This window comes from Mycobacterium sp. PSTR-4-N (assembly GCF_022348085.1).
Classification (GTDB): Bacteria; Actinomycetota; Actinomycetes; order Mycobacteriales; family Mycobacteriaceae; genus Mycobacterium.
In genome coordinates, this window is the sequence record NZ_JAKRFN010000009.1 from 148,756 (window position 1) to 175,329 (window position 26,574).

The 26,574-nt window shown below is 65.9% G+C and carries 20 protein-coding genes and 1 pseudogene; 10 read left to right on the forward strand and 11 right to left on the reverse strand.

Annotation, left to right across the window (positions count from 1 at the left end; genetic code table 11):
* Window positions 1-10: 10 nt before the first annotated feature.
* Genes araA through MHN84_RS15000 form a run of 8 tightly spaced genes read right to left on the reverse strand, consistent with a single transcriptional unit; the run spans window position 11 to window position 9,485 of the window.
* On the reverse strand, window positions 11-1,522 hold the full coding sequence (araA, locus tag MHN84_RS14965; RefSeq protein WP_241205319.1) for an L-arabinose isomerase: 1,512 nt from the start codon (window positions 1,520-1,522) through the stop codon (window positions 11-13).
* Window positions 1,519-2,232: an L-ribulose-5-phosphate 4-epimerase gene (locus MHN84_RS14970; RefSeq protein ID WP_241205320.1), complete on the reverse strand. Its 714-nt coding sequence runs from the start codon at window positions 2,230-2,232 to the stop codon at window positions 1,519-1,521. The genes araA and MHN84_RS14970 overlap by 4 nt, the downstream gene beginning before the upstream one ends.
* Complete coding sequence (gene araB / locus MHN84_RS14975) at window positions 2,229-3,896, reverse strand: ribulokinase (protein WP_241205321.1); 1,668 nt, start codon at window positions 3,894-3,896, stop codon at window positions 2,229-2,231. The genes MHN84_RS14970 and araB overlap by 4 nt, the downstream gene beginning before the upstream one ends.
* A complete protein-coding gene (locus tag MHN84_RS14980; protein ID WP_241205322.1) occupies window positions 3,893-4,921 on the reverse strand; it encodes a LacI family DNA-binding transcriptional regulator in 1,029 nt (342 codons plus the stop codon). The genes araB and MHN84_RS14980 overlap by 4 nt, the downstream gene beginning before the upstream one ends.
* Window positions 4,918-5,913, reverse strand: a complete 996-nt coding sequence (locus MHN84_RS14985) for a sugar ABC transporter permease YjfF (RefSeq protein WP_241205323.1) — start codon at window positions 5,911-5,913, stop codon at window positions 4,918-4,920. The genes MHN84_RS14980 and MHN84_RS14985 overlap by 4 nt, the downstream gene beginning before the upstream one ends.
* Window positions 5,910-6,965: an ABC transporter permease gene (locus MHN84_RS14990; protein WP_241205324.1), complete on the reverse strand. Its 1,056-nt coding sequence runs from the start codon at window positions 6,963-6,965 to the stop codon at window positions 5,910-5,912. Before MHN84_RS14990 ends, MHN84_RS14985 begins: the two co-directional genes overlap by 4 nt.
* Entirely contained in the window at window positions 6,962-8,476 is a 1,515-nt protein-coding gene (locus tag MHN84_RS14995) for a sugar ABC transporter ATP-binding protein (protein WP_241205325.1), read from the reverse strand. The genes MHN84_RS14990 and MHN84_RS14995 overlap by 4 nt, the downstream gene beginning before the upstream one ends.
* Window positions 8,477-8,495: 19 nt before the next feature.
* Window positions 8,496-9,485 (reverse strand): ABC transporter substrate-binding protein, encoded by a 990-nt coding sequence (locus tag MHN84_RS15000; RefSeq protein ID WP_241205326.1) that lies wholly within the window; start codon window positions 9,483-9,485, stop codon window positions 8,496-8,498.
* Window positions 9,486-9,759: 274 nt separating this feature from the next.
* Between MHN84_RS15000 and chvE the strand changes: the two genes are divergently transcribed.
* The 7 genes from chvE to MHN84_RS15035 all read left to right on the forward strand — a co-directional run bounded on the left by chvE (window position 9,760) and on the right by MHN84_RS15035 (window position 16,503).
* Window positions 9,760-10,866, forward strand: a complete 1,107-nt coding sequence (chvE, locus tag MHN84_RS15005; protein WP_241205327.1) for a multiple monosaccharide ABC transporter substrate-binding protein — start codon at window positions 9,760-9,762, stop codon at window positions 10,864-10,866.
* A complete protein-coding gene (mmsA, locus tag MHN84_RS15010) occupies window positions 10,866-12,404 on the forward strand; it encodes a multiple monosaccharide ABC transporter ATP-binding protein (protein ID WP_241205328.1) in 1,539 nt (512 codons plus the stop codon). The genes chvE and mmsA overlap by 1 nt, the downstream gene beginning before the upstream one ends.
* Window positions 12,405-13,637 (forward strand): multiple monosaccharide ABC transporter permease, encoded by a 1,233-nt coding sequence (gene mmsB, locus MHN84_RS15015; RefSeq protein ID WP_241205329.1) that lies wholly within the window; start codon window positions 12,405-12,407, stop codon window positions 13,635-13,637.
* A 1-nt stretch (window position 13,638) separates the two neighbouring features.
* On the forward strand, window positions 13,639-13,860 hold the full coding sequence (locus tag MHN84_RS15020) for a hypothetical protein (RefSeq protein ID WP_046362468.1): 222 nt from the start codon (window positions 13,639-13,641) through the stop codon (window positions 13,858-13,860).
* Entirely contained in the window at window positions 13,827-14,909 is a 1,083-nt protein-coding gene (gene galT / locus MHN84_RS15025) for a galactose-1-phosphate uridylyltransferase (protein WP_241205330.1), read from the forward strand. The genes MHN84_RS15020 and galT overlap by 34 nt, the downstream gene beginning before the upstream one ends.
* On the forward strand, window positions 14,906-15,964 hold the full coding sequence (locus MHN84_RS15030; protein WP_241205331.1) for a galactokinase: 1,059 nt from the start codon (window positions 14,906-14,908) through the stop codon (window positions 15,962-15,964). Before galT ends, MHN84_RS15030 begins: the two co-directional genes overlap by 4 nt.
* A gap of 218 nt (window positions 15,965-16,182) precedes the next feature.
* Window positions 16,183-16,503, forward strand: a complete 321-nt coding sequence (locus MHN84_RS15035; protein WP_241205332.1) for a hypothetical protein — start codon at window positions 16,183-16,185, stop codon at window positions 16,501-16,503.
* 3 nt (window positions 16,504-16,506) lie between these two features.
* Here the strand turns inward: MHN84_RS15035 and MHN84_RS15040 are convergent, their stop codons facing one another.
* The gene (locus MHN84_RS15040; RefSeq protein WP_241205333.1) at window positions 16,507-18,024 is read right to left on the reverse strand and encodes an MFS transporter; all 1,518 of its coding nucleotides are present in this window, start codon (window positions 18,022-18,024) and stop codon (window positions 16,507-16,509) included.
* A 49-nt stretch (window positions 18,025-18,073) separates the two neighbouring features.
* Window positions 18,074-20,535: pseudogene (ponA2, locus tag MHN84_RS15045) on the reverse strand (transglycosylase/D,D-transpeptidase PonA2).
* A gap of 464 nt (window positions 20,536-20,999) precedes the next feature.
* Between ponA2 and MHN84_RS29880 the strand changes: the two are divergent.
* Together MHN84_RS29880 and MHN84_RS15055 are read left to right on the forward strand one after the other, a co-directional pair.
* A complete protein-coding gene (locus MHN84_RS29880) occupies window positions 21,000-21,959 on the forward strand; it encodes a macro domain-containing protein (RefSeq protein WP_308192948.1) in 960 nt (319 codons plus the stop codon).
* Between the two features lie 171 nt (window positions 21,960-22,130).
* On the forward strand, window positions 22,131-22,673 hold the full coding sequence (locus MHN84_RS15055; RefSeq protein ID WP_241205334.1) for a hypothetical protein: 543 nt from the start codon (window positions 22,131-22,133) through the stop codon (window positions 22,671-22,673).
* Between the two features lie 680 nt (window positions 22,674-23,353).
* On the opposite strand, the gene MHN84_RS15060 is transcribed toward MHN84_RS15055, so the two are convergent.
* A complete protein-coding gene (locus tag MHN84_RS15060) occupies window positions 23,354-23,791 on the reverse strand; it encodes a hypothetical protein (protein WP_241205335.1) in 438 nt (145 codons plus the stop codon).
* 796 nt (window positions 23,792-24,587) lie between these two features.
* Here MHN84_RS15060 and MHN84_RS15065 point away from each other — a divergent pair.
* Complete coding sequence (locus tag MHN84_RS15065; RefSeq protein WP_241205336.1) at window positions 24,588-26,453, forward strand: DUF262 domain-containing protein; 1,866 nt, start codon at window positions 24,588-24,590, stop codon at window positions 26,451-26,453.
* The last annotated feature ends 121 nt before the right edge of the window (window positions 26,454-26,574 follow it).

The following is a 26,574-nucleotide window of genomic DNA, read 5'->3' on the forward strand; positions in this document are numbered from 1 at the left end:
CACCGCCGTGTCAGAGTCCGCCGGCGACATGGTGATACACCCCGTTCCACTTCAGCGTGTTCTGGAAGTCGCGGACGGTGGTGCCGGCGTCGATGACCAGCAGCTCGGTGCCGGTGATTTCCGCGAAGTCCTCGAACGTCTCGGTGTCCACCGCGGTGGTCAGCACGGTGTGGTGCGGCGCGCCGGCCATCAGCCACGCCTCGGCGGAGGTGGACCAATTCGGCAGCGGCTCCCACACCGCACACGCGACGGGCAGCTTCGGCAGCTCGGCGGAGGGTTCGACCACGCGAACTTCGTTGGCTACCAACCGGAACCGGTCACCCATGTCGCAGATGCCCAGGATCACGGCGTCAGCCGGGGCGGCGGTGAACCGCAGCCGCACCGGGTCGTCGCGGTCGCCGATCGAGAGCGGATGCACCTCCAGCGTCGGCACGTCGGCGGCGATGCTCGGGCAGACCTCCAGCATGTGTGCGCCGAGGATGCGCTCGCGGCCGGGTGTCAGGTCGTAGGTGTAGTCCTCCATGAACGACGTGCCGCCGGGCAGCCCTTCGCCCATCACCTTGACGGTGCGCAGCATCGTCGCGGTCTTCCAGTCGCCCTCGCCGCCGAAGCCGTAGCCGTCGGCCATCAGTCGCTGTACCGCGAGCCCGGGCAGTTGGCGCAGCCCACCCAGGTCCTCGAAGTTGGTGGTGAAGGCATGGAAGCCGCCGTGCTGCAGGAACTTCCGCAGACCGAGCTCGATCTGCGCGCCGACCCGCAGCGAGGTGTGCCGATCACCGCCGGGCAGCAGCTCCGGCGCCACCCGGTAGGTGTGGGCGTATTCACGGACCAGCTTGTCGACGTCGGCGTCACTGATGTTGTTGACGACCCGCACGAGGTCGTTGACGCCGTAGGTGTCCACCGACACCCCGAAGTGAGCCTCGGCCTCGACCTTGTCGCCCTCGGTGACGGCGACGCCGCGCATGTTGTCGCCGAACCGGGCGACCTTCAGCGTGGACAACTCGGCGTGACCGAGGGCCGCGCGCATCCAGGAGCCGATGCGGCGGCGGGTGCGCGGGTCGCTGACGTGCCCGGCGACGGTCTTGCGCGGGTGCGCCATGCGGGTCTGGATGTAGCCGAACTCGCGGTCGCCGTGGGCGGCCTGGTTGAGGTTCATGAAGTCCATGTCGATGGACGCCCAGGGCAATTCGACCCCGAACTGGGTGTGCAGATGCAGCAGCGGTTTGGTGAGGGTCTTGAGCCCGCGGATCCACATCTTCGCCGGCGAGAACGTGTGCATCCAAGCGATCACGCCGATGCACTCCGGCGTGGCGTTCGCTTCGGCGAGGACGCGAGCGATGTGTTCGGTGTCGGTGACGACGGGAAGCCAGCGCACCTCGACCGGGATCTCGGGGCCGGCGTCGAGTTGCTCGGCGATCTGGCGGGACTGCTCGGCGACCTGGTCGAGGATGGCCTGCCCGTACATCGACTGGCTACCGGTCACCAGCCACACCTGGCTGGTGACGAGTCGGGACGCGATCATCGCAGGGTCTCCTCGGAGGTCTCCGGTGTGCGGCCGGGCTGGCCGTACACGTTCTGGTAGCGCTCGAACAGCGCGGTGACGTCATCGGCGTCGATCAGCGGTGGCGCACCGAGCTGACGGGCGATGTGCACGGTGCGGGCGACGTCTTCGACCATCACGGCGGCCTTGACCGCGTCGCGGGCGTCGCGGCCGATGGTGAACGGTCCGTGGTTGCGCATCAGTACCGCGCGAGACCTGCTGTGCTGCAGCGTCTCCACGATGCCGCGACCGATCGAGTCGTCGCCGATCAGCGCGAACGGGCCGACGGGGATGTCGCCGCCGAACTCGTCGGCGATCATCGTCAGCACGCACGGAATCGGCTCGCCGCGTGCGGCCCACGCGGTGGCGTAGGTGGAGTGGGTGTGCACGACACCGCCGACGTGGGGCATGTGCCGGTACACGTAGGCGTGGGCGGCGGTGTCCGACGACGGGGAGAGCTCTCCGTCGACGAGGGTCCCGTACAGATCGCAGACCACCATGTCCTGGGCGGTCATCGACTCGTAGTCCGCCCCGGAGGGCTTGATGATCATCAGGTCGCGGCCAGGGACTCGGGCCGAGACGTTGCCCGCGGTCCAGATCACCAGTTCGTACTGGGTGAGGTGGCGGTGCAGCTCGCAGACCTGCCGGCGCAGATCTGCGATGGCGGCGTCGACGTCGGAGGTGATCGTCACGACAGAACTCCTACGGGTTCGGGGGTGCCGATGCGGCGAAGCCGCCGCATCATGCCGTTGCCGCGGCCGAACCACTCGTAGGCCGCGACGTATTCGCGGTAGAGCTGGTCGTAGGCAGCGACATTGGCGGGGATCGGGGTGTAGGCATCGCGGATGCGGCGGCCCATCTGCCGGGCGGCGGTGGGCACGTCGGGAAAGGCGCCGGCCGCGGCGGCGGCGTGAATGGCCGAGCCGAGCGCGGGCGCCTGCGGGGACGGCACCACCGACAGCGGCAGCCCGACGGCGTCGGCGTAGATCTGCATCAAGAGACTGTTCTTCAGCAGACCGCCGGCGACGACGAGCTCGTTGACCGGGACACCGCTGCGCACGAACGTCTCCACAATCATCCGGGTGCCGAACGCGGTGGCCTCCAGCAGCGCCCGGTACATGTCGACGCACGTGGTCGCCAGCGTCTGCCCGACCATCACCCCCGAGAGCTCGTGATCGACGAGCACGGAACGGTTTCCGCTGTGCCAGTCCAGCGCGATCAGGCCATGCTCGCCGACCCGCTGACGGCCGGCCAGCTCGGACAGGTGTTCGTGCAGGGACAGCCCGCGGCGCCGGGCCTCGTTCTGGTAGCTCTCGGGCACGCAGTTGGCGACGAACCAGCCGAAGATGTCGCCGACCCCGGATTGCCCGGCTTCGTAACCCCAACTGCCGAAGCTGATTCCGTCGAGCACGACGCCGCACATGCCGGGGACTTCGCGCAACACGTCGGAGTTCATCACGTGACACGTCGAGGTTCCCATGATCGCGACCAGCGATCCCGGGTCGAGTGCGTCGGCGGCGGCGACGGTGACGTGGGCGTCGACGTTGCCGACGGCGACCGGAATGCCCTGCGGCAGGCCGGTCCAGGCAGCGGCCTGCGCGGTCAGCGTGCCGGCGCTGTCGCCGAGCCGTCCGATGCGGTGGTCGAGCTTGTCGGTGACGAAGTCGGCGAACTCGGGGCGCACCGCGGCGAGGAAGTCCCGCGACGGGTACTCGCCGTCCTGCCGGATGCCCTTGTAGCCGGCGGTACACGCGTTGCGGACGTAGGAGCCACACAGCTGCCAGACGATCCAGTCGGCGGCCTCGACGAAGTGGTCCATCTCGTCATACACCTGCGGGTCCTCGTCGAGGATCTCCAAGGCTTTCGCGAATTCCCACTCGCTGGAGATGAGCCCGCCGTAGCGCGGCAGCCAGGCCTCTTCCCGTCGTGCGGCAACGGTGTTGATGCGGTCGGCCTGCGGCTGGGGGGAATGGTGGCGCCACAGCTTGGCGTAGGCGTGCGGCCGGTCGGTGAACCCGGCGAGCTCACACAGCGGGGTGCCGTCGCTGCGCACCGGGACCATCGTGCAGGCGGTGAAGTCGGTGCCGATGCCGATGACGTCGGCTGGGTCGATGCCGGCGGCGGCGACGGCCTCAGGCACCGCGGTGCGCAGCACGTCGACGTAGTCGCTGGGCACCTGCAGCGCCCACTGCGGGGGCAGCCGGTCGGTGCCGCCGGGCAGGGTGTCGGTCACCACCGCGTGCCGGTAGACGTGCTCGGCGCTGGCCATCTCGTGGCCGTCGCTGACCCGCACCACCAGCGCACGTCCGGACAGGGTGCCGAAATCGACTCCGACCGTGTATTTCTCACTGCTCACGAAGACTCCTTCGGGGATGCGGTGCTGGCGCGGACGATCAGTTCGGTAGGGAGCAGGGGCACATTCGCGCTCGATCCCTCGAGGGTCGCCGTCACCAAATCCATGGCGCGGCGACCGATCTCGTGGAAGTCCTGGCGGATCGTGGTGAGCGCTGGGATCAGGAAGCCCGCCTCGGGGATGTCGTCGAACCCGACGACGCTGACGTCGCCGGGGACCGACAGGCCGGCTTCGGCGAAGGCATGGAGGACGCCGATCGCCATCTGATCGTTGGCGACGAACACGGCGGTGAAGTCACGGCGGCGGGCGAATTCCTGGCCGATCTCGTAGCCGCGCGCCGGGGTCCAGTCGCCTTCGCAGGCACGGCGGGGAGTCAGTCCCGCATCCCGCATGGTCTGCTCGTAACCGGTCTGCCGGCCTTTGGCTTCCGTGAAATTCAGGGGCCCGGCGATGTGTTCGATCGCGGTGTGGCCGAGGTCGATCAGGTGCGCGGTGGCCTGGCGGGCGCCGTCGATCTGGTCGACGCCGACGCTGAGTCCTCGCCCGGACAGGTCGCCCTCGACCACGACGAGGGGCAGGTCGGCGTGCGCGGAGTGCACGATCTCGAGCGCGTCCTCCTGCGCGGCGATCATCACGATGGCTTCGACGGACTGCCGGGTCAGGTGGTCGAGGGCGTCGCGCAGCGACTCGCGGGTGACGTCGGCCAGGGGCACCAGGCTGGTGAAGTAGCCGGCCGCGCGGGCGGCTTCCTGCACGGACCGCTGGATGCTCGACGGGCCGTAGAGGGCGCTGTTGGTGCCGACGATGCCGATGATGCCCGAGCGGCGGGTCACCAGCGCGCGGGCTGCGGTGTTGGGCCGGTAGCCGAGTTCCTCGATGGCCTGCTCGACGCGCGCCTTGGTGGCGGGCCGGATGCTCGACGAGCCGTTGATCACCCGCGACACGGTCTGGTGGCTGACGCCGGCGAGACGCGCCACGTCGGCCATCACCGGCTTGCCGGCGATCGGGGGAGTGGGCTGGGTGCTCATCCGGGTTTCCTCACCACTAGTCGTTGAACCAGGACGAATATCAGCAGCAGAACCCCCGTCATGATGCGGGTCCAATACGAGTCGAGGTTGGCTGCGGTGACGAACGTGCCGATGGTGCCGAGCACCAGCACCCCGATCAGCGACCCGAGCACGAAGCCGACACCGCCGGCGAGCAGCACGCCGCCGATGACGGCGGCCGCGATCGCGTCGAGTTCGAGCCCGATGCCGTTGAGGCTGTAGCCGGACAGCTTCTGCATCGCGAGCAGCAGGCCGGCCAGCGCCGCGCAGAAGCCGCTGATGGCGTACACCCCGACGCGGGCGCGAGACGCATTGAGCCCCATCAGCTGTGCGGACTGCCGGTTCCCGCCGACGGCGTAGACGGTTCGGCCGAAACGCGTCTGGTGCAGGATGTAGACCGCGGCCACCACGACGACGAGCGCGATCACGACCGTCCACCGGATGAACTTGTCCTCGTAGAGGTAGACGTAGTTCAACCCGATGGCACGCATCACCGGATCGTCGATCGGCAAGGTGTCGACGCTGATCACGTAGCAGAGGCCGCGGGCGAGGAACATGCCGGCGAGGGTGACGATGAACGGCTGGACGTCGAAGTATTCGATCACCAGGCCCATCACGAGCCCGAGCAGCGGACCGACGACCAGCACGGCGGCCAGCGCCAGCGGCGTGGACCACCCCGCACGCAGCGTCGTCGCCACGATCACCGTGGACAGCGCCACCACCGACCCGACGCTCAGATCGATGCCGCCGGTCAGCAGCACGAACGTCATCCCGACCGCGAGCACGATCAGATAGCTGTTGTCCACCAACAGGTTCAGGAACACCTGAGCGGGGCTGGCGAAGTCGAACCGGGTGACGACGGCGACGAACATGACCAGGAACAGCGCCAGTGAGGCGAGCGGCGACAGGTAGCGGCCCCGGGCATAGCGGGCGAGGCCGGCGAGGGCGCCGGGCCGGGTGGCGGCGACGGTCATCGCGTCACCACCGGCTCGGGGAGGCGAACCGCGGCCGGCGTCGCGGGTTGTGCCGTGCGCCTGCGGCGTCGCAGCAGCGCCCGGAACTTCGGGGCCTGCAGCAGGCACACCGCGATCACCACGAGCGACTTGAACACGAGGGTGGTCTCCGGCGTGATGCCCGCGGTGTAGACCGTGGTGGTCAGTGTCTGGATGATCAACGCGCCCAGAATCGTTCCGGTCAGGCTGAACCGGCCGCCCAGCAGCGACGTGCCGCCGATGACGACCGCCAGGATCGCGTCCATCTCGATCCACAGCCCGGCGTTGTTGGCGTCGGCGGCCGAGATGTTCGAGGCGATCATCAACCCGGCGATGCCGGCGCACAACGCACTGAACACGTACACCGCGAACACGATCGAGCGGTGCCGAACCCCGGCGAGCCTGCTGGCCTCGGGGTTGACACCGACCGATTCGAGCAGCATGCCGAGCGCGGTGCGCCGGGTCAGCACCCCGACGAGGGCGAACACCGCGAGACTGACGAGGATCGCGACCGGCAGCCCGAGCGCGAACCCGGCACCGAGGACTTTGAACGGCGCGCTGTCGGTGGTGACGATCTGGCCGTCGGTGATGAACAACGCGATGCCGCGGCCCGCGGTCATCAACACCAGCGTGGCGATGATCGGTTGCACCCCGAACACCGACACCAGGGCGCCGTTCCACAGCCCCAGCAGGACGGCGACGCCGAGCGCGATGCCCATGGCGGTCAGCACCGTGGCGGGGCTGCCGGGATCGCCGGAGGCAGCGATGTGCGCGCACGCCAGCGCACCGCTGACGGCGACGACGGCGCCGACCGACAGGTCGATGCCGCGCGAGGCGATCACCAGCGTCATCCCGAGCGCGACCAGCATCGTGGGGGCGCCGTTGCGCAGGATGTCGATGAGGCTGCCGAACAGGTGACCGTCCTGCACGCGGATGCTCAGGAAGCTCGGTGTCAGGATCACGTTGACCGCGAGCAGCGCGACGAGCGCCAGCGCGGGCCACAGCAGCGGGGAGGCGGTCAGCTTCTTGATCACGCGGCACCGTCCCCGGCGATCAGTGCGGTCAATTCGCGCACACCGCAGTCATTTCCGACCTGCGCGACACACCGGCCCTCCCGTAGCACCGCGATTCGGTCGCTGATGCGGGCGACTTCGTCGAGCTCGGCGGAGATGAACACGACACCCATGCCGTCGGCGGCCAGGTCGGCGATGAGCTTCTGGATCTGTGCCTTGGCGCCGACGTCGATGCCGCGGGTGGGTTCGTCGAGGATGAACAGCTGGGGTTCGGTGATGAGCCATCGGGCCAGCAGCACCTTCTGCTGGTTGCCGCCGCTCAAGTTCTTCACCGGCAGCGAGGCGTTGCGGGGGCGGATGTCGAGCGCTTCCATGTAGCGGTCGACGAGGTCGTCCTTGGCGGCCCGGGACAGCGGACGGGCGAAGCCGCGGCGGGCCTGCAGAGCGAGGATGAGGTTGTCGCGGATGGAGAGGTCGCCGATGATGCCCTCGCCCTTGCGGTCCTCGGAGGAGAACGCGATCCGGTGCGCGATCGCGGCGCGGGGGGAGCGCACGGTGGCCGGTGCGCCGTCGATCGCGATCTGTCCGCTGGTCGCGCGGTCGGCGCCGAACAGCAGGCGCGCCAGCTCCGTTCGGCCCGAGCCGAGCAACCCGGCCAGCCCGACGACCTCACCGCGGTGGATGTCGAGATCCAGCGGCTGCAGCGCCGGTGCGCGGCCGAGATCGCGGGCGCTGAGCACGACGTCGTCGCTGACCGGCGCGCCGGTCTTGTCGGCGATCTCGTCGAGCGCGGCCAGCTCGTGGCCGAGCATCGCCGAGATCAGCGCGAGCCGGTCCAGCGTCGCGGTCTCGTACTCACCGACCAGGCGGCCGTTGCGCAGCACGGTCATCCGGTCGGAGATCGCATACACCTGGTCGAGGAAGTGCGACACGAACAGGATCGCGGTGCCGGCGTCGCGCAGGCGCCGCATCACCCGGAACAGTTCGGCCACCTCGTCGGCGTCCAGACTGGAGGTCGGTTCGTCGAGGATCAGCACCCGCGCCGAGACCGCCATCGCGCGTGCGATGGCCACCAGCTGTTGCAGCGCGATCGGATGCGCGCCCAGCGTGGACCGCGGATCGATCGCCAGGTCGAGCTCGGCGAGCAGCCCGGAGGCCCGGCGATTCATCGCCCGCGAATCGATGCGGCCGAAGCGCCGCGGCTCACGGCCCAGCAGGATGTTCTCTGCCACCGTCAGATTGGGGCAGAGGTTCACCTCCTGGTACACGGTGCTGATGCCGGCGTCCTGCGCCTGCCGCGGCGTGGTGAACCGCTGCGGGACGCCGTCGACGGTGATGGAGCCCGCGTCGATGTCGTAGACCCCGGTGAGGGCCTTGATCAGCGTCGACTTCCCGGCGCCGTTCTCGCCCATCAGCGCGTGGATCTCACCGGGCAGCAGGCGGAACTCCACCCCGTCGAGGGCCTTGACCCCGGGGAAGTCGATCGTGACGTCCCGCATGTGGACGACCGGGTCGACGGTCGGTGCTGTCATGACGGCGTGCACGCGTCGGTCAGTACTTGCGCTCGGGCAGGATGGCTTTGGCCTGCGCCTGATCGAACGTCTGGTCCGGGGTCACGACGCGTGGCGGAACCGGTTCGCCCGCAACCACTTTCTTGGCCAGGTCCATCAGTTGCGGCCCGAGCAGCGGGTTGCACTCGACGATGAAGTTCATCTTGCCGTCGGCCAGGGCCTGCATGCCGTCATGCGTGGCGTCGATCGCGACGATCTTGATGTCCTGACCGGGCTTCTTGCCCGCGGCCTCGATGGCCTCGATCGCGCCAAGGCCCATGTCGTCGTTCTGCGCGAATACCAGATCGATCTTCGGGTTGGCCTTGAGGAAGGCCTCCATCACCTGCTTGCCGCCGGATCGGGTGAAATCGCCTGACTGCGAGGCGATCACCTTGAGGTTCGGGTTGGTGGCGATGGCCTTGGAGAATCCGGTGCTGCGCTCCAGCGCGGGGTCCGATCCGGTGGTGCCTTCGAGCTGCACGATGTTCACCGGCCCGGTGGCGTTGGCGAATTCCTTGACCACCCAGTCGCCGGCCCACTGACCCTCCTGGACGAAGTCGGCGCCCAGGAACGTCTTGTAGACGTCCTTCTCCTGAGTGTCGACGGCACGGTCGGTCAGGATCACCGGGATGTTGGCATTCTTGGCTTCCAGCAGGACGGCGTCCCAGCCGGTGCGCACCACGGGACTGAACGCGATCACGTTGACGCGTTGCTGGATGAAGGACCGGATCGCCGAGATCTGGTTCTCCTGCTTGCCGTTGGCGTCCGAGAACTTCAGGTCGATGTCGGCGGCCTTGGCGGCGTCCTGGATCGAGGTCGTGTTGGCGGTGCGCCAGCCGCTCTCCGCGCCCACCTGGGAGAAGCCCATCGTGATCTGGCCGCCGGAGCCGCCACCGCCGCCGGGGGCGTTTCCGGGCGCGGGTCCACTGCCGCAGGCCGCGACCACGCCCGCCGTTGCGACGGCGAGCATCGCAGAGAGGATTTTCTTCACGAGGACTCCTTACGGGATGCCATCGGACCAGGTCACGTCCGTGTTCGGCGGGGATCGGCGACGTCGGTGACCATGTGACCGGCGTTACACTGCGGCGATGTTAACGCTCACATTCAGACGCTGTCAACGATTTGTTAGCGCTCACATAGATCCGGCGTGAGCTCTTGACAGCGGCGTGAGCCGCGTCACAAGATGCTCGATGTTAGCGCTCACATCGTGTTGGCGGCCGACGTGTCGGGCCCGCGGTGAGTGGCAGGACCAACCGGAGGAATCCATGCGAAAGAGCCTTCTTCGAATCGCGGCCGCGCTGGCCGTGACGGCCTCGCTGGCGACTGCTGCGTGCGGTCGCTCGACCGGACCCGAGGCCAGCGGTGGCGGGAGCGGGGGTGACCGCGGCGGCACCATCGGCATCGCGATGCCGACCAAGTCCTCAGAGCGGTGGGTCGCCGACGGCGACAACATGGCCAAGCAGTTCCAGCAGCTGGGGTATGAGACCGACCTGCAGTACGGCGACGACGTGGTGCAGAACCAGGTCTCGCAGATCGAGAACATGATCACCAAGGGCGTCAAGGTGCTCGTCATCGCCCCGATCGACGGATCGTCGCTGACCGACATCCTGCAGCGCGCCGCCGACGCGAAGATCCCGGTGGTCAGCTACGACCGGCTGATCCGCGGCTCGGCCAACGTCGACTACTACGCGACGTTCGACAACTTCAAAGTCGGTGTGCTGCAGGCGCAGTACATCGTCGACAAGCTGGGTGTGGCACAGGGCAAGGGTCCGTTCAACATCGAGCTGTTCGCCGGCTCGCCCGACGACAACAACGCGACGTTCTTCTTCAACGGCGCGATGAGCGTGCTGCAGCCCTACATCGACAGCGGCAAGCTCGTGGTGCGCAGCGGTCAGACGTCGTTCGACCAGGTGGCGACGCTGCGCTGGGACGGCGGCCTGGCGCAGTCCCGGATGGACAACCTGCTGAGCCGCTCGTACACCAGTGGCCGGGTGGACGCGGTGCTCTCGCCGTATGACGGCATGTCGCTCGGCATCATCTCGGCGTTGAAGAGCGCCGGCTACGGCATCCCGGCCAAACCGCTGCCCATCGTCACCGGTCAGGACGCCGAGCTCGCGTCGGTCAAGTCGATCATCGCCGGTGAGCAGACCCAGACCGTGTTCAAGGACACCCGCGAGCTCGCGAAAGCGGCTGTGCAGATGGCCGATTCGCTGCTGACCGGCGGCAAGCCGGAGGTCAACGACACCACCACCTACGACAACGGGGTGAAGGTTGTGCCGTCGTACCTGCTGCAGCCGGTCAGTGTGGACAAGTCGAACTACCAGAAGGTGCTGGTGGACTCCGGCTACTACACCTCCGCGCAGCTGGCCTGATGGGCGGCGAGGACACCGCACTGCTGGAGATGCGGGGCATCACGAAGCGCTTCGGCGCGGTGACCGCGTTGTGCGACGTGAATCTCACGGTCCGTCAGGGGGAGATCCACGCGATCTGCGGGGAGAACGGCGCCGGCAAGTCGACCCTGATGAAGGTGCTCAGCGGGATCTACCCGCACGGCTCCTACGACGGGGAGATCGTCTTCGACGGTGCGCCGGGCGATTTCAAGGACATCCGGTCCAGCGAGCGGCGCGGCATCGGGATCATCCACCAGGAGCTCGCGCTGGTGCCGGTGCTCTCGATCGCGGAGAACATCTTCCTGGGCAACGAGCACGCGTCAGCGGGGGTGATCAGCTGGCACGAGACCACCACCCACGCGCAGCAGCTCCTCGACCGGGTAGGTCTGCGGGAGAGCCCGGGCACCCGGATCTCCGACATCGGGGTGGGCAAGCAGCAGCTCGTCGAGATCGCCAAGGCACTGTCGAAGAGGGTGAAACTGCTGATCCTCGACGAGCCGACCGCCGCGCTGAACGACGAGGACAGCCGCAACCTGCTCGACCTGATCCTGGATCTGCGGCGCCAGGGTCTGACGTGCATCATCATCTCGCACAAGCTCAACGAGGTGACCCGCGTCGCCGATCGCATCACGGTGCTGCGTGACGGCCGCACGATCGAAACCCTCGACGTGGGGCCGGATCTCACTGAGGAGCACATCATCCGCGGCATGGTGGGCCGGCCGCTGGTCGACCGGTTTCCCGAGCGCACCGCGCATGAGATCGGCGATGTCACGTTCGCGATCGAGGACTGGACGGTGTACCACCCGCTCGATCAGCAGCGCAAGGTCGTCGACGGCGTCTCGCTGAACGTCCGCCGCGGCGAGGTGGTCGGGCTCGCCGGGCTGATGGGCGCCGGGCGCACCGAGCTCGCGATGAGCGTGTTCGGCCGCAGCTACGGCAAGAAGGCCGGCGGCTCGGTGTTCAAGGACGGCAGAGAAATTCGCACCCGCACCGTGCCCGAGGCGATCAGCCACGGCATCGCCTACGCCACCGAGGACCGCAAGCACTTCGGCCTCAACCTGATGGACGACATCGCCCGCAGCATCACGCTGGCGTCGCTGCCGAAGGTGAGCCGGCAATCGGTCATCAACGAGCACGAGGAGACCAAGGTCGCCGAGCGGTTCCGCAAGGACATGCGAATCAAGGCCCCGTCGGTCAAGGCCATCACCGGCAACCTGTCGGGCGGCAATCAGCAGAAGGTCGTGCTGAGCAAGTGGGTGTTCGCCGACCCCGATGTGCTGATCCTCGACGAACCCACCCGCGGCATCGACGTCGGCGCAAAGTACGAGATTTACACGATCATCAATTCGCTGGCCGCACAGGGCAAAGCGGTGATCGTCATCTCCTCGGAGCTGCCGGAACTCATCGGCCTGTGCGACCGCATCTACACACTCAACGAGGGCCGGCTCACCGGTGAAGTGGCCCAGGCCGACGCGTCGCAGGAGACGCTGATGCGCTACATGATGAAGGGACGAGGATAGATGACCACCACCCCGACGGTGTCGACGCCACCGAGCGCCCCGGCGCCATCGCCCTCGGACTCGGCGGTGTCGCGGGTGAAGGCGTTGCTGCAGGGCAACTTCCGGCAGTACGGCATGGTCGTCGCGCTCGCCCTGATCGTCATCCTGTTCCAGGTGTGGACGGGCCGCATCCTGCTCAAGCCGCTCAACGTCACCAACATCGTCCAGCAGAACGGCTACATCCTGATCCTCGCGATCGGGATGGTGATCGTGATCATCTCCGGTCACATCGACCTGTCGGTGGGCTCGATCGCCGGGTTCATCGGGGCGATGTCGGCGGTGCTGATGATCCGCAACGACATGCCCTGGCCGGTCGCGGTCGCACTGTGTCTTTTGTTGGGCGCATTGATCGGGGCGTGGCAGGGCTTCTGGATCGCCTACGTCGGCATCCCGTCGTTCATCGTGACGCTGGCCGGCATGCTCGTGTTCCGCGGCGCGACACAGTATCTGCTCGAGGGGCAGTCGATCGCGCCGTTCCCGCGCACCTTCGGCCAGGTCAGCAGCGGATTCCTCCCCGAGCTCGGCGCGAACGCCGTCTACCACTGGCCCACCGTGATTCTCGGTGTGTTCGTGATGCTGGCCGCGGTGTGGCAGCAGGTGCGGCAGCGACGCGCTCAGAGCCAGTACGGATTCAGCGTTCTCCCGCTCGGCTGGTTCGTCGCGAAGTGCGCGGCGATCGTCGCGGCACTGGCGGCGTTCACGCTGCTGCTCGCGAGCTACCGCGGCGTCCCGGTGGTCGGCATCATCCTGGCCCTCGCCTTCGTCGTGTACGCGTTCATCATGCGCGGCACGGTCGTCGGCCGGCAGGTGTACGCCGTCGGCGGTAACGAGGCCGCGGCGCGACTCTCGGGTGTCAAGACCAAGCGGGTGACGTTCCTGGTGTTCGTCAACATGGGTCTGCTCTCGGCGCTGGCCGGGCTGCTGTTCGCCGCCCGGCTGAATTCGGCGACGCCGCAGGCAGGTATCGGCATGGAGCTGGAGGCGATCGCCGCGGCGTTCATCGGCGGGGCATCGGCCAGCGGCGGTGTCGGCACGGTGTTCGGCGCGATCATCGGCGGCTTCGTGCTCGGCGTCCTCAACAACGGCATGTCGCTGATCGGTATCGGCAGCGACGTGCAGCAGGTGATCAAGGGCCTGGTGCTGCTGGCCGCGGTCGGCTTCGACATCTACAACAAGAAGAAGGGCGGGGCCTGATATGCCCGGCGTCGCGGATCGCTACGAACACGACATCGTCACGTTCATGCGGAGCTGGGCTCCGTACGGCGGCCCGCCCGCCGACGAGGTGCTGCCAGAGTTCGGGCTGACCCGGGAGCAGCTCGTCGCGCGTTACCATCAGATCCTGGACGCTGAGGCTATGCGCCGGGCAGAGGAGTTGCGTCAACCGTGGTTGAGAATCCGTCGCGCACGGACGCAGTGACGGCATGGACCCTCGCCGACGGACGCGATCTGCTGTTCTTCAGCCTCCCTGGCCACGAGCCGGCTCCGGTTCCTGACCTCCGTCCGCTACCCCCGCGGTCAGAGTCGCTGTCGGAGTTGCGATTCGATCAGACCACCGGGCAGTGGGTGATCGTCGCCCCGGCCCGCCAGGACCGCACCTACCTCCCGCCGCGCGGGCAGTGCCCGTTGTGTCCGGGCCCGTCGAGCCTCACGAGTGAGATTCCGGCGCCGGACTACGACGTCGTGGTCTTCGAGAATCGGTTCGCTTCTCTCTCAGGGTCGGGCGGCGGCCTTTCTGCTTCTTCGGAGTTCGTGCCGGTGCCCGGCCACGGTCACTGTGAGGTGATCTGCTTTTCCAGCGACCACGACAGCTCGTTCGCCTCTCTCGACCCCGCGCAAGCCCGCCTCGTCGTCGAGGCGTGGCGACACCGCACCGCTGACCTGCTCGGTCGGCCCGGCATCGCGCAGGTGTTCTGCTTCGAGAATCGCGGTGAGGAGATCGGAGTAACGCTGACCCACCCGCACGGGCAGATCTACGGCTATCCGTTCCTGACGCCGCGGACGGAGCAGATGCTGCTTCGTGCCTCTGCATATCGGGAGCAGCACGGCAGCAATCTGTTTGATGATCTGGTGGCGCGGGAAGTCGCGGACGGACGCCGGATCGTTGCGCGGGACGCGGCGTTTACGGCGTTCGTGCCCTTCGCGGCACGTTGGCCGGTGGAGGTGCACATCTACCCGAACCGGTTCGTGTATTCGCTACTCGATCTCTCGGCTGCCGAGCTGGATGCGTTCAGTGCTATGTACCAGGAGATCCTGCAGCGGCTGGACCGGATGTACGACGCGCCACTGCCGTACATGGCGGGGCTGCACCAGTACCCGGAGGGGGAGGGCTGCTTCCACGTCGAGATCATCTCGACCCGGCGGACCGCCGACAAGCTCAAGTTCCTGGCGTCGTCGGAGTCGGTGATGGATGCGTTCATCAACGACGTGGTGCCCGAGGGGCTAGCGGAGAGGCTGCGCTCTTTATGAGTTTCCGCTTCTCGGCGCCGGGCCGAATCAACCTGATCGGCGAACACACCGACTACAACGCGGGTTTCGCGTTGCCGATCGCACTGCCGGGGCGCACGGTCGTGGAATTCGAGCCGGCGGACAGCGGCGAATTGGTGGTGAGCACGGACCTGTCGCCTGACGTGGTGCGGATTGGTCTCGACACGGTGCCCGGCGACGTGACCGGTTGGGCCGCGTATGTCGCGGGTGTGGTGTGGTCGCTGCGGAAGGCGGGCTATCCGGTGCCGGGTGGGACGCTGGCGATTAGCAGTGGAGTGCAGATCGGCTCCGGCCTGTCGTCGTCGGCGGCGCTGGAATGCGCCGTCCTGGGCGCGCTGCTCGGTGATGTCGTAGTCGATCGGGTTGAGCAGGCACGGATCGCGCAGCGCGCCGAGAACGAGTACGTGGGTGCACCAACGGGATTACTCGATCAGTTGGCGATCCTCTACGCGCAGCCGCGGTGCGCCCAGCTGATTGACTTCCGCGACCTCACCGTCACCCCGGTGCCGTTCGACCCCGACTCGCACGGGGTGACGCTGTTGCTGATCGACTCGCAGGCGCGACACCAACATGCGGGCGGTGAGTACGCCGCGCGGCGGGCGTCGTGTGAGCGGGCCGCGGCGGCGTTGGGGGTGGCGTCGCTGCGAAAGGCGTCGTCTGTGTCGTCGCTCTCTGGAGAAGATCAGCGCCGCGCCCGGCACATTGTCACGGAGAACCAGCGGGTGCTGGACACGGTGGAGGCGTTGTCTGCGAACGACTTTGGACGGGTCGGGGAGTTGTTCACCGCGTCGCATGAGTCGATGCGGGATGACTTCGAGATCACCACTCCGCACCTCGATCTCATTACTTCTACCGCGGTGTCGGCTGGGGCGCTGGGGGCGCGGATGACGGGCGGCGGGTTCGGCGGCTGTGTGATCGCGTTGGTGCCGTCGGGCTCGGTGGATGCGGTGTCGGCCGCGGTGCGAGAGGCGATGCAGGGCTCCGGGTATCCGGCGCCGACGATCGAGCCGACGGTGGCGGGTGCGGGGCCCGCCTGACCAGTTTTTGCCGCTCCGGTCCGCCTCGACAAGCCTTTAGGATGGCTCTGTCGTGCAGGGTTCCGGGGGAGGTTCTCGTTGATGGTCCGATGTCGTCGATGACTACGCGCAGACGGTGGCTCGTAGTCTGCGTTCTGGCTGCTCTCGGCGTCGTCGCTTGTGTGTTGATCGTCCGGCAACAGAGTCGGCCTGACGGCGATTGTCGGCTAGCCGCCGAGGTGTTCGAGACGTGGACGTCGCTCAGCGCCTCACTGAACGCCATGGTCGATGCGCCGGACGACAATGCGACAAAAGCCGCAGAGTCCGAGGATGCCGCTGCTCGTGACATCCGGAAAAAGGCCTCCCAGATTGCGTCGCCGGATATCCGCGCACACGCGCTGGACATGGCCGACGCCCTCAGGCAAATTGCTGATGCACAACGATCTACGGGATCATCGGAATCGGTCGATGCTCGATACATGGACGGGTCTGCGGCGGCGATGGCCGCCGCTGCTGGGCTTCGCAAGGAGTGCCCGTCGATACCAAGAGATCGACAGTGATGCTCAGCGATTCGGCTTGATCAGCCAGAGCGCCAGGATGATCGCGATGATCGGCCCGGCGGCCATGATGAGACTCAGCGTGTGGATGGCGTCGATCGCGTTGTTGGGTGCCTGATCGACGATCAGGCGGGCCTGCTCGGGATTGACCAGCGTCGCGCCGCTGTGACCGCCGTGTGAGGTGATCAGCGCTTCGCGGGTATCGGCCCGCGTGACACCGTCTTTGGTCAAGTCATGGGCGCTGTCGGTGAGAAACAGGTTGATGCCGACGAGCGCGAATAGCGCTGGCCCGAGGGAGTATCCGCCCTCGTTGACCGCACTCTTGACGGCGGACACGGCACCGCCGAGGTCGGCTGGGGCGCTGCTCATCATGATCATGGCCTGCGGGGTGGTGACCAAGGCGCCGCCGATGACCATCAGCGCAGCCGTGACGAACACGGTCACGCGGGTGGTGTCGAGCGTGTAGCTGTGCAGCACCACGAGGCCGCCGAGCATGAGGACGAGCCCGGTGACCATGACGGTGCGGGCGCCGAACTTGTTGGCGACGGGGCCGGCGGAGAGGGCCGCGAGTGCGGCCATCGCGGTGGCGGGCATGAGCAGGTAGCCGAACAGCTCGTGAGATTCCTTGCGGATGGTGACGAGGTAGAAGGCCAGCAGGATCATCGAGCCCCCGAGCACGATGTTGAACACGACACCGGCGGCGACGGCGGCGTTGAAGCGGCTGGACCGGAAGACGCGCATGTCGAGGGCGGGGTGGTCGGTGCTGCGCTCGCGGACGACGAAGGCGACGCCGGCGGCCAGGCCGGCCGCGATGCAGGTGAGGCCGACGGCGTCGATGCCGGTCTCGATGCGGGACATGCCGTAGATGAAGGCGAGCAACGCGACGGCGAAGAGCGCCATGCCGGGGATGTCGAGGCGGCGGCTGCTGCGCAGGGTCTCGGGGACGAAGCGCCAGGTGATGAGCAGACCGACGGCAGCGATGACGGGAACGAGGAAAAACGTTGCGCGCCATCCGATGGCGTGGGCGAGGGTGCCGCCGAGCGCGGGCATGGGGGTGGAGACGGCGTAGCCGACGCCGAAGTAGGCGGCGATGGCGGCGGCGCGGCGTTCGGGGGAGAAGACGGCGTTGGTGAGGGCGAGGGAGAGGCCGATGAGGAAGGCCAGGGCGATGCCGACGCCGGCGCGGGCGATGATGAGGACGGCGGCGACGGGGGCGGCGGCGGCGAGGAGGCTGAACGCGGCGGCGCCCGCGAGGCCGACCAGGTAGAGGCGGCGCATGCCGTAGAGGTCGCCGAGGGCGCCGGCGGAGAGGACCGCGGCGGCCATGGTCAGGGTGGCGAGGCTGGCGATGAAGGTGGCGGTGCTGCCGGTGATGCCGAGCCCGGCGGAGACGACCTGCAGGTTGGCCGACAGGGTGGTGGGGTCGCCGATGGAGACGGCGTAGCCGAGGCCCATCGCGAGCACGGTCATCACGGCGGCGATGCCGGAGACGTGGCGCTGCTCGGTGGCTGTTTCGGGGTGCACGCGGTGATGGTAGGGCGTTGACCGGCCGCTGCGCAGGATCACTGCCGTTTCAGGCCGGCGGTGGAGGCGGGGGAGGAGGGGCCGGCCAGGGCAGCACGATGGGCGGGAGTCCGGGGATGGTGAGGACGTTCGGCGGGGGAGGCGGCGGTACGTCGGGAGGTGGTGCACCCGTCGGCGGTGCGCTGGGAGGCGGCGGTTGGTACACCGGCGCGGGGACGTATCCGAGGCTGGTGTTGATCGTGACGATGGACCCGGGGATCGTCCTGCCGGTCGGTGTCGTGCCGACGACGCTGCCCTTTGCCGACGAGCTGTAGACCGCGGTGGGTGCGGGCGCGACCTGAAAGCCGTCGTCGCTCAGTCTCTTCCGCGCGGTATCGAGATTCAGCCCGGCCACGCCGGGCACCTCGCTTCCCGGTCCGCCGTCGACGTAGCGCGGATCGGTAGGGGGCAGTGCGATGGGGCCGAAGTCCTCGGCGATCGGCGTCATCGCCGCGAACCACGTCCGCGCCGGTTCGGTCCCGCCGTACAGGTCACCGTCGCTGCATTCGCGCAGCGGGGAGGAGCACAGACCCGACGGTGTCGGGGAGTCGTCGAAGATGTAGTTCGCGGCGGCGTACTTGTTGGTGAAGCCGAGAAACCCCGATGACCGGTGGGACTCGGTGGTGCCGGTCTTACCCGACATCGGCAGCGTCCAACCGGCCGAACTCGCTGCACCCGCCGCGGTTCCGCTGACATGGTCCTTGGCCAGCGCATTGGCCAACGTGTTGGCGAGTCCCTCGGGAACCACCTGCTCGCAGGGCTGAACTGCGAGTGCACGTCGTGACCGTCGCGGTCGTAGACAGCGTCGATCGGGCTTGGCGGACACCACATGCCGCTCGAGGCCAAGGTGGCTGCGACGTTGGACAATTCGAGGGCATTGAGTTCGAGGGGGCCGAGCGTGAACGATCCGATGTTCTGCCGTGTGACGAAATCGGCGAGGCTCTCGTTGGACTGCGGGTCGTAGGCCCGGGCGGTGCCCGGCTCGGCATAGGACCGCAGCCCCAGCCGCACCGCCATGTCCACGGCGCGGGGCACCCCGATCTGGGCGATCAGCTTCGCGAACGCGGTGTTGGGCGATTTGGCCAGCGCGTCGGTCACCGACATCTGACCCGGATAGTTGGGCGAGGCGTTCTTCACACACCAGGTTTTCGGCGGGCATCCCGATTCGGTGCTGTCACCCAACCCGGTGGCCCGAAAGCTCTGCGGCACATCGAGGGTGGCGTTGATGCCCATCCCCATCTCGAGCGCTGCGGCGGTGGCGAAGATCTTGAAGATCGATCCGGCACCGTCGCCGACGAGCGAGAAGGGCTGCGGCTGCACCGTCTGGTCGGCGACGGCGTCCAGGCCGTAGGTGCGGTTGTCGGCCATGGCGAGGACGCGATGGGCGTCTCGGCCGGGGCGAATCACGCTCATCACGCTGGCGACGCCGTCGGTGGTGGGGTCGGCGTAGTTGTCGACGGCGTTCTTGACGCTGCTCTGCACCGCGGGGTCGAGGGTGGTGCGGATCAGGTATCCGTTGCGCGCGACGTCGTCCCGGCTGAGTCCGGCACGGGCCAGGTACTGCAACGCGTACTCGCAGAAGAAGGCGCGATCGCCGGCGGCGATGCAGCCCTGCGGCAGCGGATCGGGGCGTGGCAACACGCCTAGCGGGGTGAGCTTGGCCGCGCGCAGTGCCTCCGCCTGGTCGGGCAGGTTCTCGATCATGGTGTTGAGAACCACGTTGCGTCGCTCCAGTGCCGCGTCGGGGTGGAGGTAGGGGTCCAGCGAGCTGGGGGAGCGCACCACTCCGGCGAGCAGGGCTGCCTGCTGCCAGTTGAGGTCGGCGGCGTTGATGCCGAAGTATGTCCTGGCGGCGTCTTGGACGCCGTATGCGCCGTTGCCGAACGACACCAGGTTCAGGTAGCGGGTGAGGATCTCGGCCTTGGGCAGCGCGACGTCCATGGCCAGCGCGGCGCGGATCTCGCGCAGCTTGCGGGCCGGGGTGATCTCGATCGCGGCGCGCCGGTCGGCGTCGGAGCGGGCCTTCACCAACAGGTTGAAGTTCTTGACGTACTGCTGCTCGATGGTGGACCCGCCCCGGGTGCTCGGGTCACCGCGCAGGTAGCCGGCGAGGCCGGTGAGGGTGCCCTGCCAGTCGACGCCGTCATGGTCGGTGAAGCGTTTGTCCTCGATCGAGATGATGGCCAGCTTCATCGTGGCGGCGATGCGGTCGCTCGACACGATCCAGCGGCGCTGGTCATAGAGCCAGGCGATGGGGTTGCCGTCGATGTCCACCATGGTGGAGACGATCGGCGCGTCACCGTCGACCAATTGGGTGAATTCTGCTGTTGCCGAGTCGGTTACGCGCAGCAGCGCGCTGCCCGCGCCGCCCACCGCCGGGAACATCAGCGCGGCGGCGAGGAGCCCGGCGCGCACACAGCAGCCCGCGAGTCTGGCGACGGCGATCCACTTCGCCCGGCCCTGGGCGCGCATGGCGCGAGAGTAGAACTGATCGCCGTTCCTCGAGGGGCGAATCGGCCGGGAGAGGACTTAGGACCCAGGTCGCCTGCGATGACAGCGTGCGGACCGCCGGGGGACACCGTGGTGCAGGCTGCGGTGTCCACGGAGCCGGCTGGGGCGTGAGGGTCGCGTTTCGCGCTCGGTCAATCCCGGAAATTCGTGCGCTGAGGCGTCGTGACGCCGGCTTAGGGTAGACGGCGAGGGAGGTGTCCGGCGTGAGCTTGTTGGGTGATGCGCTCGACCTGCTGCGCCGCTACGGCGAGTGTTCGTAGTCAAACGAGGCCATGAATCGGTCCCTCCGATGATTCTGCTGCTTTACTGATGACTCGACTTGACGCCGTCGATCGGGAGGCGGCCTACGAACCACCGTTCTTTGACCCGCAATCCCCGTCAGCGCGCCCTAGCTACATACTGGCTCCGTGCTGAGAATATCCGCAGTGCACGGTGACATCACACAGCAAGAGGTCGACGCCGTTGTCAATCCGGCGAACACTGGCATGCGCGGGGGCGGCGGCGCCGATGGCGCGATTCATCGCGCGGGAGGCCACGCCATTCTGCGCGACTGCATTGAGCGCTTCCCCAACGGGCTGCCCACAGGTGATGCCGGCTGGACGACAGCAGGCGACCTACCCGCCCGGTGGGTCATCCACACGGTCGGGCCAAACTTTAAGTCCGGGCAGCGAGACCGCTCGCTTCTGGAGTCTTGCTACCGCCGGGCCATGGAAGTCGCTGACGAACTCGGTGCCCGAGTCGTCGCCTTTCCGCTCATCAGCACTGGCGCCTACGGCTGGCCACACCGAGATGCTATCGACGCCGCGATCGAGACCATCGCGGCGGTCGAAACACGTGTCGATGAGGTTCGCCTGGTGGCTATGGACGCCGAGATGCATGCACGGGTCACCTCACGATTGACTTTGTGGACCCCTATCCGCATCTTGCAAGGCGTTCACGTGTTGCATCAGCGCGGCTACCATCGGTTGCGCGTCCTGCCAGGAATGAGCCCCTCAGGCATGTATTGGCGAGTCGCAATTACACTCAGCGTCAATATGATTGACGATGCGTTCTTGTCGGACTGCGACCGGGACATCGCACTGCACTACACGACAGGCAGCCTCGCCGAGTTCGCGGGTCGAGAAGTAACGGTGACGACGACACCCGATGAAGTTGCTGATTTTATATTGAGCGCCTTGCGCAACGTCACTCCTACCCACGACGACCCCGCATACACGACGTGGTTTGCCGAGCTCCTTCATTCTGTTGAGCGCACCAAGGCGTTACCTGTCGCGTACGCCGACTACTTCGACGCCGGCGAGGGGTGGGAGATCGGCTGGGGCAGTGGCGTCAAATATCCGCGACCACCCAGGCCACAAGCTCCTACCGAGGGGGAGCAGAGCTAAATGCCGTCAACGTCAGATAGCGGTGACACGCACACCGTCCTAGAGCGACTCGATACGGTCCTGCAGCGGGCAACCGGACTTTCGCCGAGATCCAGTGCAGTGGGAGGAACTCTCCTTCCGCGCGGGGACGCGCTACTGCCGTGCGTCACAATCAAATTCAATACAAAGGATGTGCGTTCTGCCGACCGAGCGGCCCTCTTTGCCGAAGGTCAATTCGTTCACTTAGGAGTTTGGCCGGCGGAACTCCAACCCCAGTACGCTTACCTATACTCCGACCGGGCTAGAGTCGAATCGCTACTTATACTCGATGGTCACAACGGTTTCACTGTCGAGCCCAACTTCCAGCTCGCCCATCGGTTCGCCCAACCGCTCCAACGCTGGTTTCCGACCAGAGTACTTTCGGCCGATGCTTACCTGCGCCAGTGGATCGACGACTTTCGTACCGGACGTGCCGGCGGCCGAACGCGGGATGAGATTGCTGATCCTGACTTTTTCGGCTGGCTGGTAGAGCGCCGATACGCTCTCGCGACGGAGCACGAAAGCTTGCACCAATGGTTAGACAACAAGAAGGCCGGCATACAGATCCACATACGCCCCGGTGTCCAGATCCGCAGAACCTGGTGGTACGACGAAGCATTTGCGGTTGGGAACCAGCACGAGTTCGTCGCGCAGGTGCGCGACGCGGTCAATCAGATATTGCGCGCGCTCGGGTAGACGCAGTTTGCAGTTTGACCTGTTGACGAGGGTTGAGAACCCGGCTAGTAGCGACCGTCCCTGGAAACCGCCCCGTCGCTTCTGTCCCATTCTTCGACCGTCGTGAACAGGGCCAATGTAAATTTGCGGTGTATGGCTCGGTCGGGCTTCTGTCGAAGCACTAATCCGCGCAAAGGCGTCCGTCACTTTTGCAAGACTGACGCTATGGCAGAAGCGGCCGAGCACGGCTTCACTGTTAAATATGTCTCGGACCAGGACGCGTCCCCTTGCTGACTGTTGATCCGTTAGAAGTGGACATGACAGGTTGGAGCGTCGAGGTTAGTGATGATCCTGATTTGTACCGGGAGAACACCTTGACGCCGGATAACGCACAACGCGGGCAGATCTCGAAAGTTCGTGCGTGAGTCGCTACGGGGGATCGGCGAACGGTGGACCGTTCCCGTCGACTGGGGTAAACGAATTGTGCAATGGATACCTTCAACGGCAGTCAGCAATAAATCGGTGCAGGATCTCAGAGTCGACTAAATCGCATCCGAAAGTGAGTCTTTAATCGCGATAACGCGCCTGTTGTGTTGGCAACGATCTGCGAAATACGTCGTGTAAGGCTGCGCCCTCCTTCGTGGTCACCTCGCGAGTGATGCGCTTTCCCCAAAGCTACGTGGTGACCCTGTGACTCCGTGCTAAATGATATCGAGCTCGGTGCGCTCGACCGTGTGGCCGAGGGCTCTCAAATCAGCGGCAATGTCTTCTATTCTGTCTGCGGGCAGAAGTAGTGCATCGCCATTGAGTGTCGTTCTGTAAAGCTCGCCGCCGTACTTCGCGCTCAGTTCTTTAGGGAACCAGTCCAACTGTGTTTGGAGTAGCCACTCTGGGTAATCCCCGTTGGCAAATCCCGGAACCGAATCGGCAGCGAACGGGTCATCGTCCGATGGCACCTCATCAAAGCTCTCTGCGAACTCTGTGTCCCACTCACCGGCGGGCAGGCTTTTCCTGAATTCTCCCCAGGTTCGGGACCGATCTAACGCTCTTCTCACTTGAGCCAGGCGTTCTGCTTTTTCTTGTTCTGCGAAGAGGGCACTGTCGAATCCGTACCCGACAACCCGGTAAAAGATCTTCAAGCTGTTCTCCTTAAAACCGACCCGTGCGGAGACACTGCAAGAATGACACCGGTCAATGACGGACCGATTTGAGGCTTTCGTCCGAGCGCGTGCTTACCTCACCGCTGCCACGACAGTCGCTCTTTTCGCCCTCGCGTGAGGGTTGCTCGGAACGCTACTCATGTGTCGGTGAGCTCACCTAAGCTTCGACAGTGGAGCTGCTTGCGGCTCGCGATCTAGCAACTGTGTGGGGGAGCATGTCTGGTACAGCCGTCTGGCCGGCGTCCGTCATCGAACGAAACCGCCTCCGTATCGAGGTGCACGCGCAGCCGGCCGTCAACCTCGCGCTCATTCACAATCGCGTACCCCTAATTGCGGAAATTGCGATGACGAACGACTCAGACGTGCCCGTGTTGGGGTCTCCAGCTGTCCATTCGCCTTCACGGCAACGCGTACCAACAGAGGCTGAACGTGCCGCGCTGATCGCTGCGGCCGTCTCGAAAGCACTACGCACGCACGACGGCGTCAGGTATGTCTCCCCGTCGGCATCATTCGAGAACACCGTCAGGCCCGGTGTCGAGAATTTCGAGTTCTTTCAGTCGGAGGTTGCGCTGGTCCACGACAGCTACAGGAACCGAGTCCAGCTTGAATACAAACTCGTTTTGTCAGGCACCGTGCATGTCGCCAGGTCAAGTATCGGTGCTTCGAGCCGCGCCTCTCGAGCTCGTGGAGCCGCTCCGGTCTCCGTGGATAACTCGCTGGAACTGCATGTATCGCGCGGATCGCTTCCGCCGTCGCCGTAACATGAAGGAGCGCAATGCCGTTCGATAGTCCTGATCTGAACCTTGGGAATGAGCTCCTCAAGGACGTTGGCAATGGCAAGATCCGGTTGCCCGACTTCCAGCGTGACTGGAAATGGGATGTTGACCGTATCGCAGGGCTCCTCGCCAGCGTATCGCTCGGCTATCCCGTAGGCGTAGCGATGCTTCTTGAGACGGGCGGCGACGATGTCCAGTTCGCGACGCGCCTGGTGAGTGGAGTGCGAGAAAACGCCGACACGAAGCCTGCCGAGCGTCTGATCCTGGACGGCCAGCAACGGCTGACCGCGCTCTATCAGTCGCTGGCTCGAGATATGCCGGTGCACACTCAGGACAGCCGCAAGCGACGGCTCGAGAGGTACTTCTACATCGACATCGAGGAAGCTCTCGATCCTGACGGTGACCGCGAACTGGCGATCGTGGCAGTGCCGGGCGACCGGATGGAGCGCGATAACTTCGGCAAAGACGTGGTGAGAGACCTGACTTCGATGCAACTCGAATGTCAGAACGGGCTATTTCCACTCACTGCGGTCTTCGATGTCTCTCGGACGGCGGAATGGATGATGGCGTACGTCAATTCGGTCCCCGATCCGCAGGTCGTGAAGGAGCGGTTTGATGTCTGGACCCGATTCCAAAAGGAAGTGCTTGCGAACTTTACGGGTTATACGGTCCCTGTCATCGTCCTCAGGAAGGACACACCAAGGGAGGCAGTCTGCACCGTATTCGAGAAGGTGAACACGGGCGGCGTTGTGCTCGATGTCTTCGAGCTGTTAACTGCCACGTTCGCATCCTCGGAATTCGATCTTCGGGCCGACTGGGAGATTCGACGAAAGCGCCTCAACGACCATAAGGTCCTGAGGGGAATGCAGAACACTGACTTCCTGCAAGCAATTTGCCTCCTTGCTACACGGGCGCGAAGAGCATCGTGGAAAGCGGGGGATTCCGACAAGGCTCCAGCGGTGTCGTGCAAGCGGCGGGACATCCTGAGGTTAACTCGCGAGGAGTACGAGCTATGGGCACCGCAAGCCGAGAAGGGGTTCGCTTGGTCAGCGACTTTTTTGACGGGAGAAATGATTTTCGAAGCCCGTGACGTGCCATATCGGTCGCAATTGGTCCCTTTGGCTGCCATCCATGCCGCGCTCGGTCAGGGCGCGGAAGTGATTGGGAAAGTGGAGAAGATCAGGCGCTGGTTTTGGTGCGGGGTCCTGGGTGAGCTATATGGCGGTGCTATCGAGACCAGGTTCGCGAATGATCTGCAGCAAGTCGCTGACTGGTGCAATGGTTCTGATTCAGAACCGATTACGATCTACGAGTCTTCCTTCGACCCCGGGCGTCTACTCACTTTGCGGACTCGGAACAGTGCGGCGTACAAGGGTGTCTACGCCCTATTGATGCGTGGAGGCTCGAAGGATTGGATGTACGACCAGGACATCACGATCGCAAGCCATCACAGCCTGGCTGTCGATATCCACCACATCTTCCCGAAGAAGTGGTGCGAGGACCACAAGATCGACGCTCTCAAGCGGGAGAGCATTGTCAACAAGACCGCCATATCTGCGTCCACCAATCGCAAGATTCTTGCGCGTGCCCCGAGTAAGTACATCCCGCTGCTCGTTCGGGACGGAGAGACTACCGTCGGCGAACTCGAGTTGCGCATGCGACAACATCACGTTGACTTCGATGCGCTAAGCGCCGACGACTTCGATGCATTCTTCGACGCGCGTTGGGCTAGTCTCCTCGGACTTATCGGCGCCGCGATGGGCAGAGATTTAGCAAACGCTTCTCCGCTCACTTTGCCCGAGGATTACGACCTCGACGAAGAGGAACCGTCTGATAGCGACGTTGGAGAGTCGCTCCCGGCATAACGAGTTCGGAGTGAGGTGAGGTGGTCTGCTGTCAAACGTCTTCAGCGGCCGAGAACTAATGGCTTGCAGCCGTCTCCGTAGTATGCCGGCCGCCGATAGGGTTGGCCGCGTGGATTGGCTG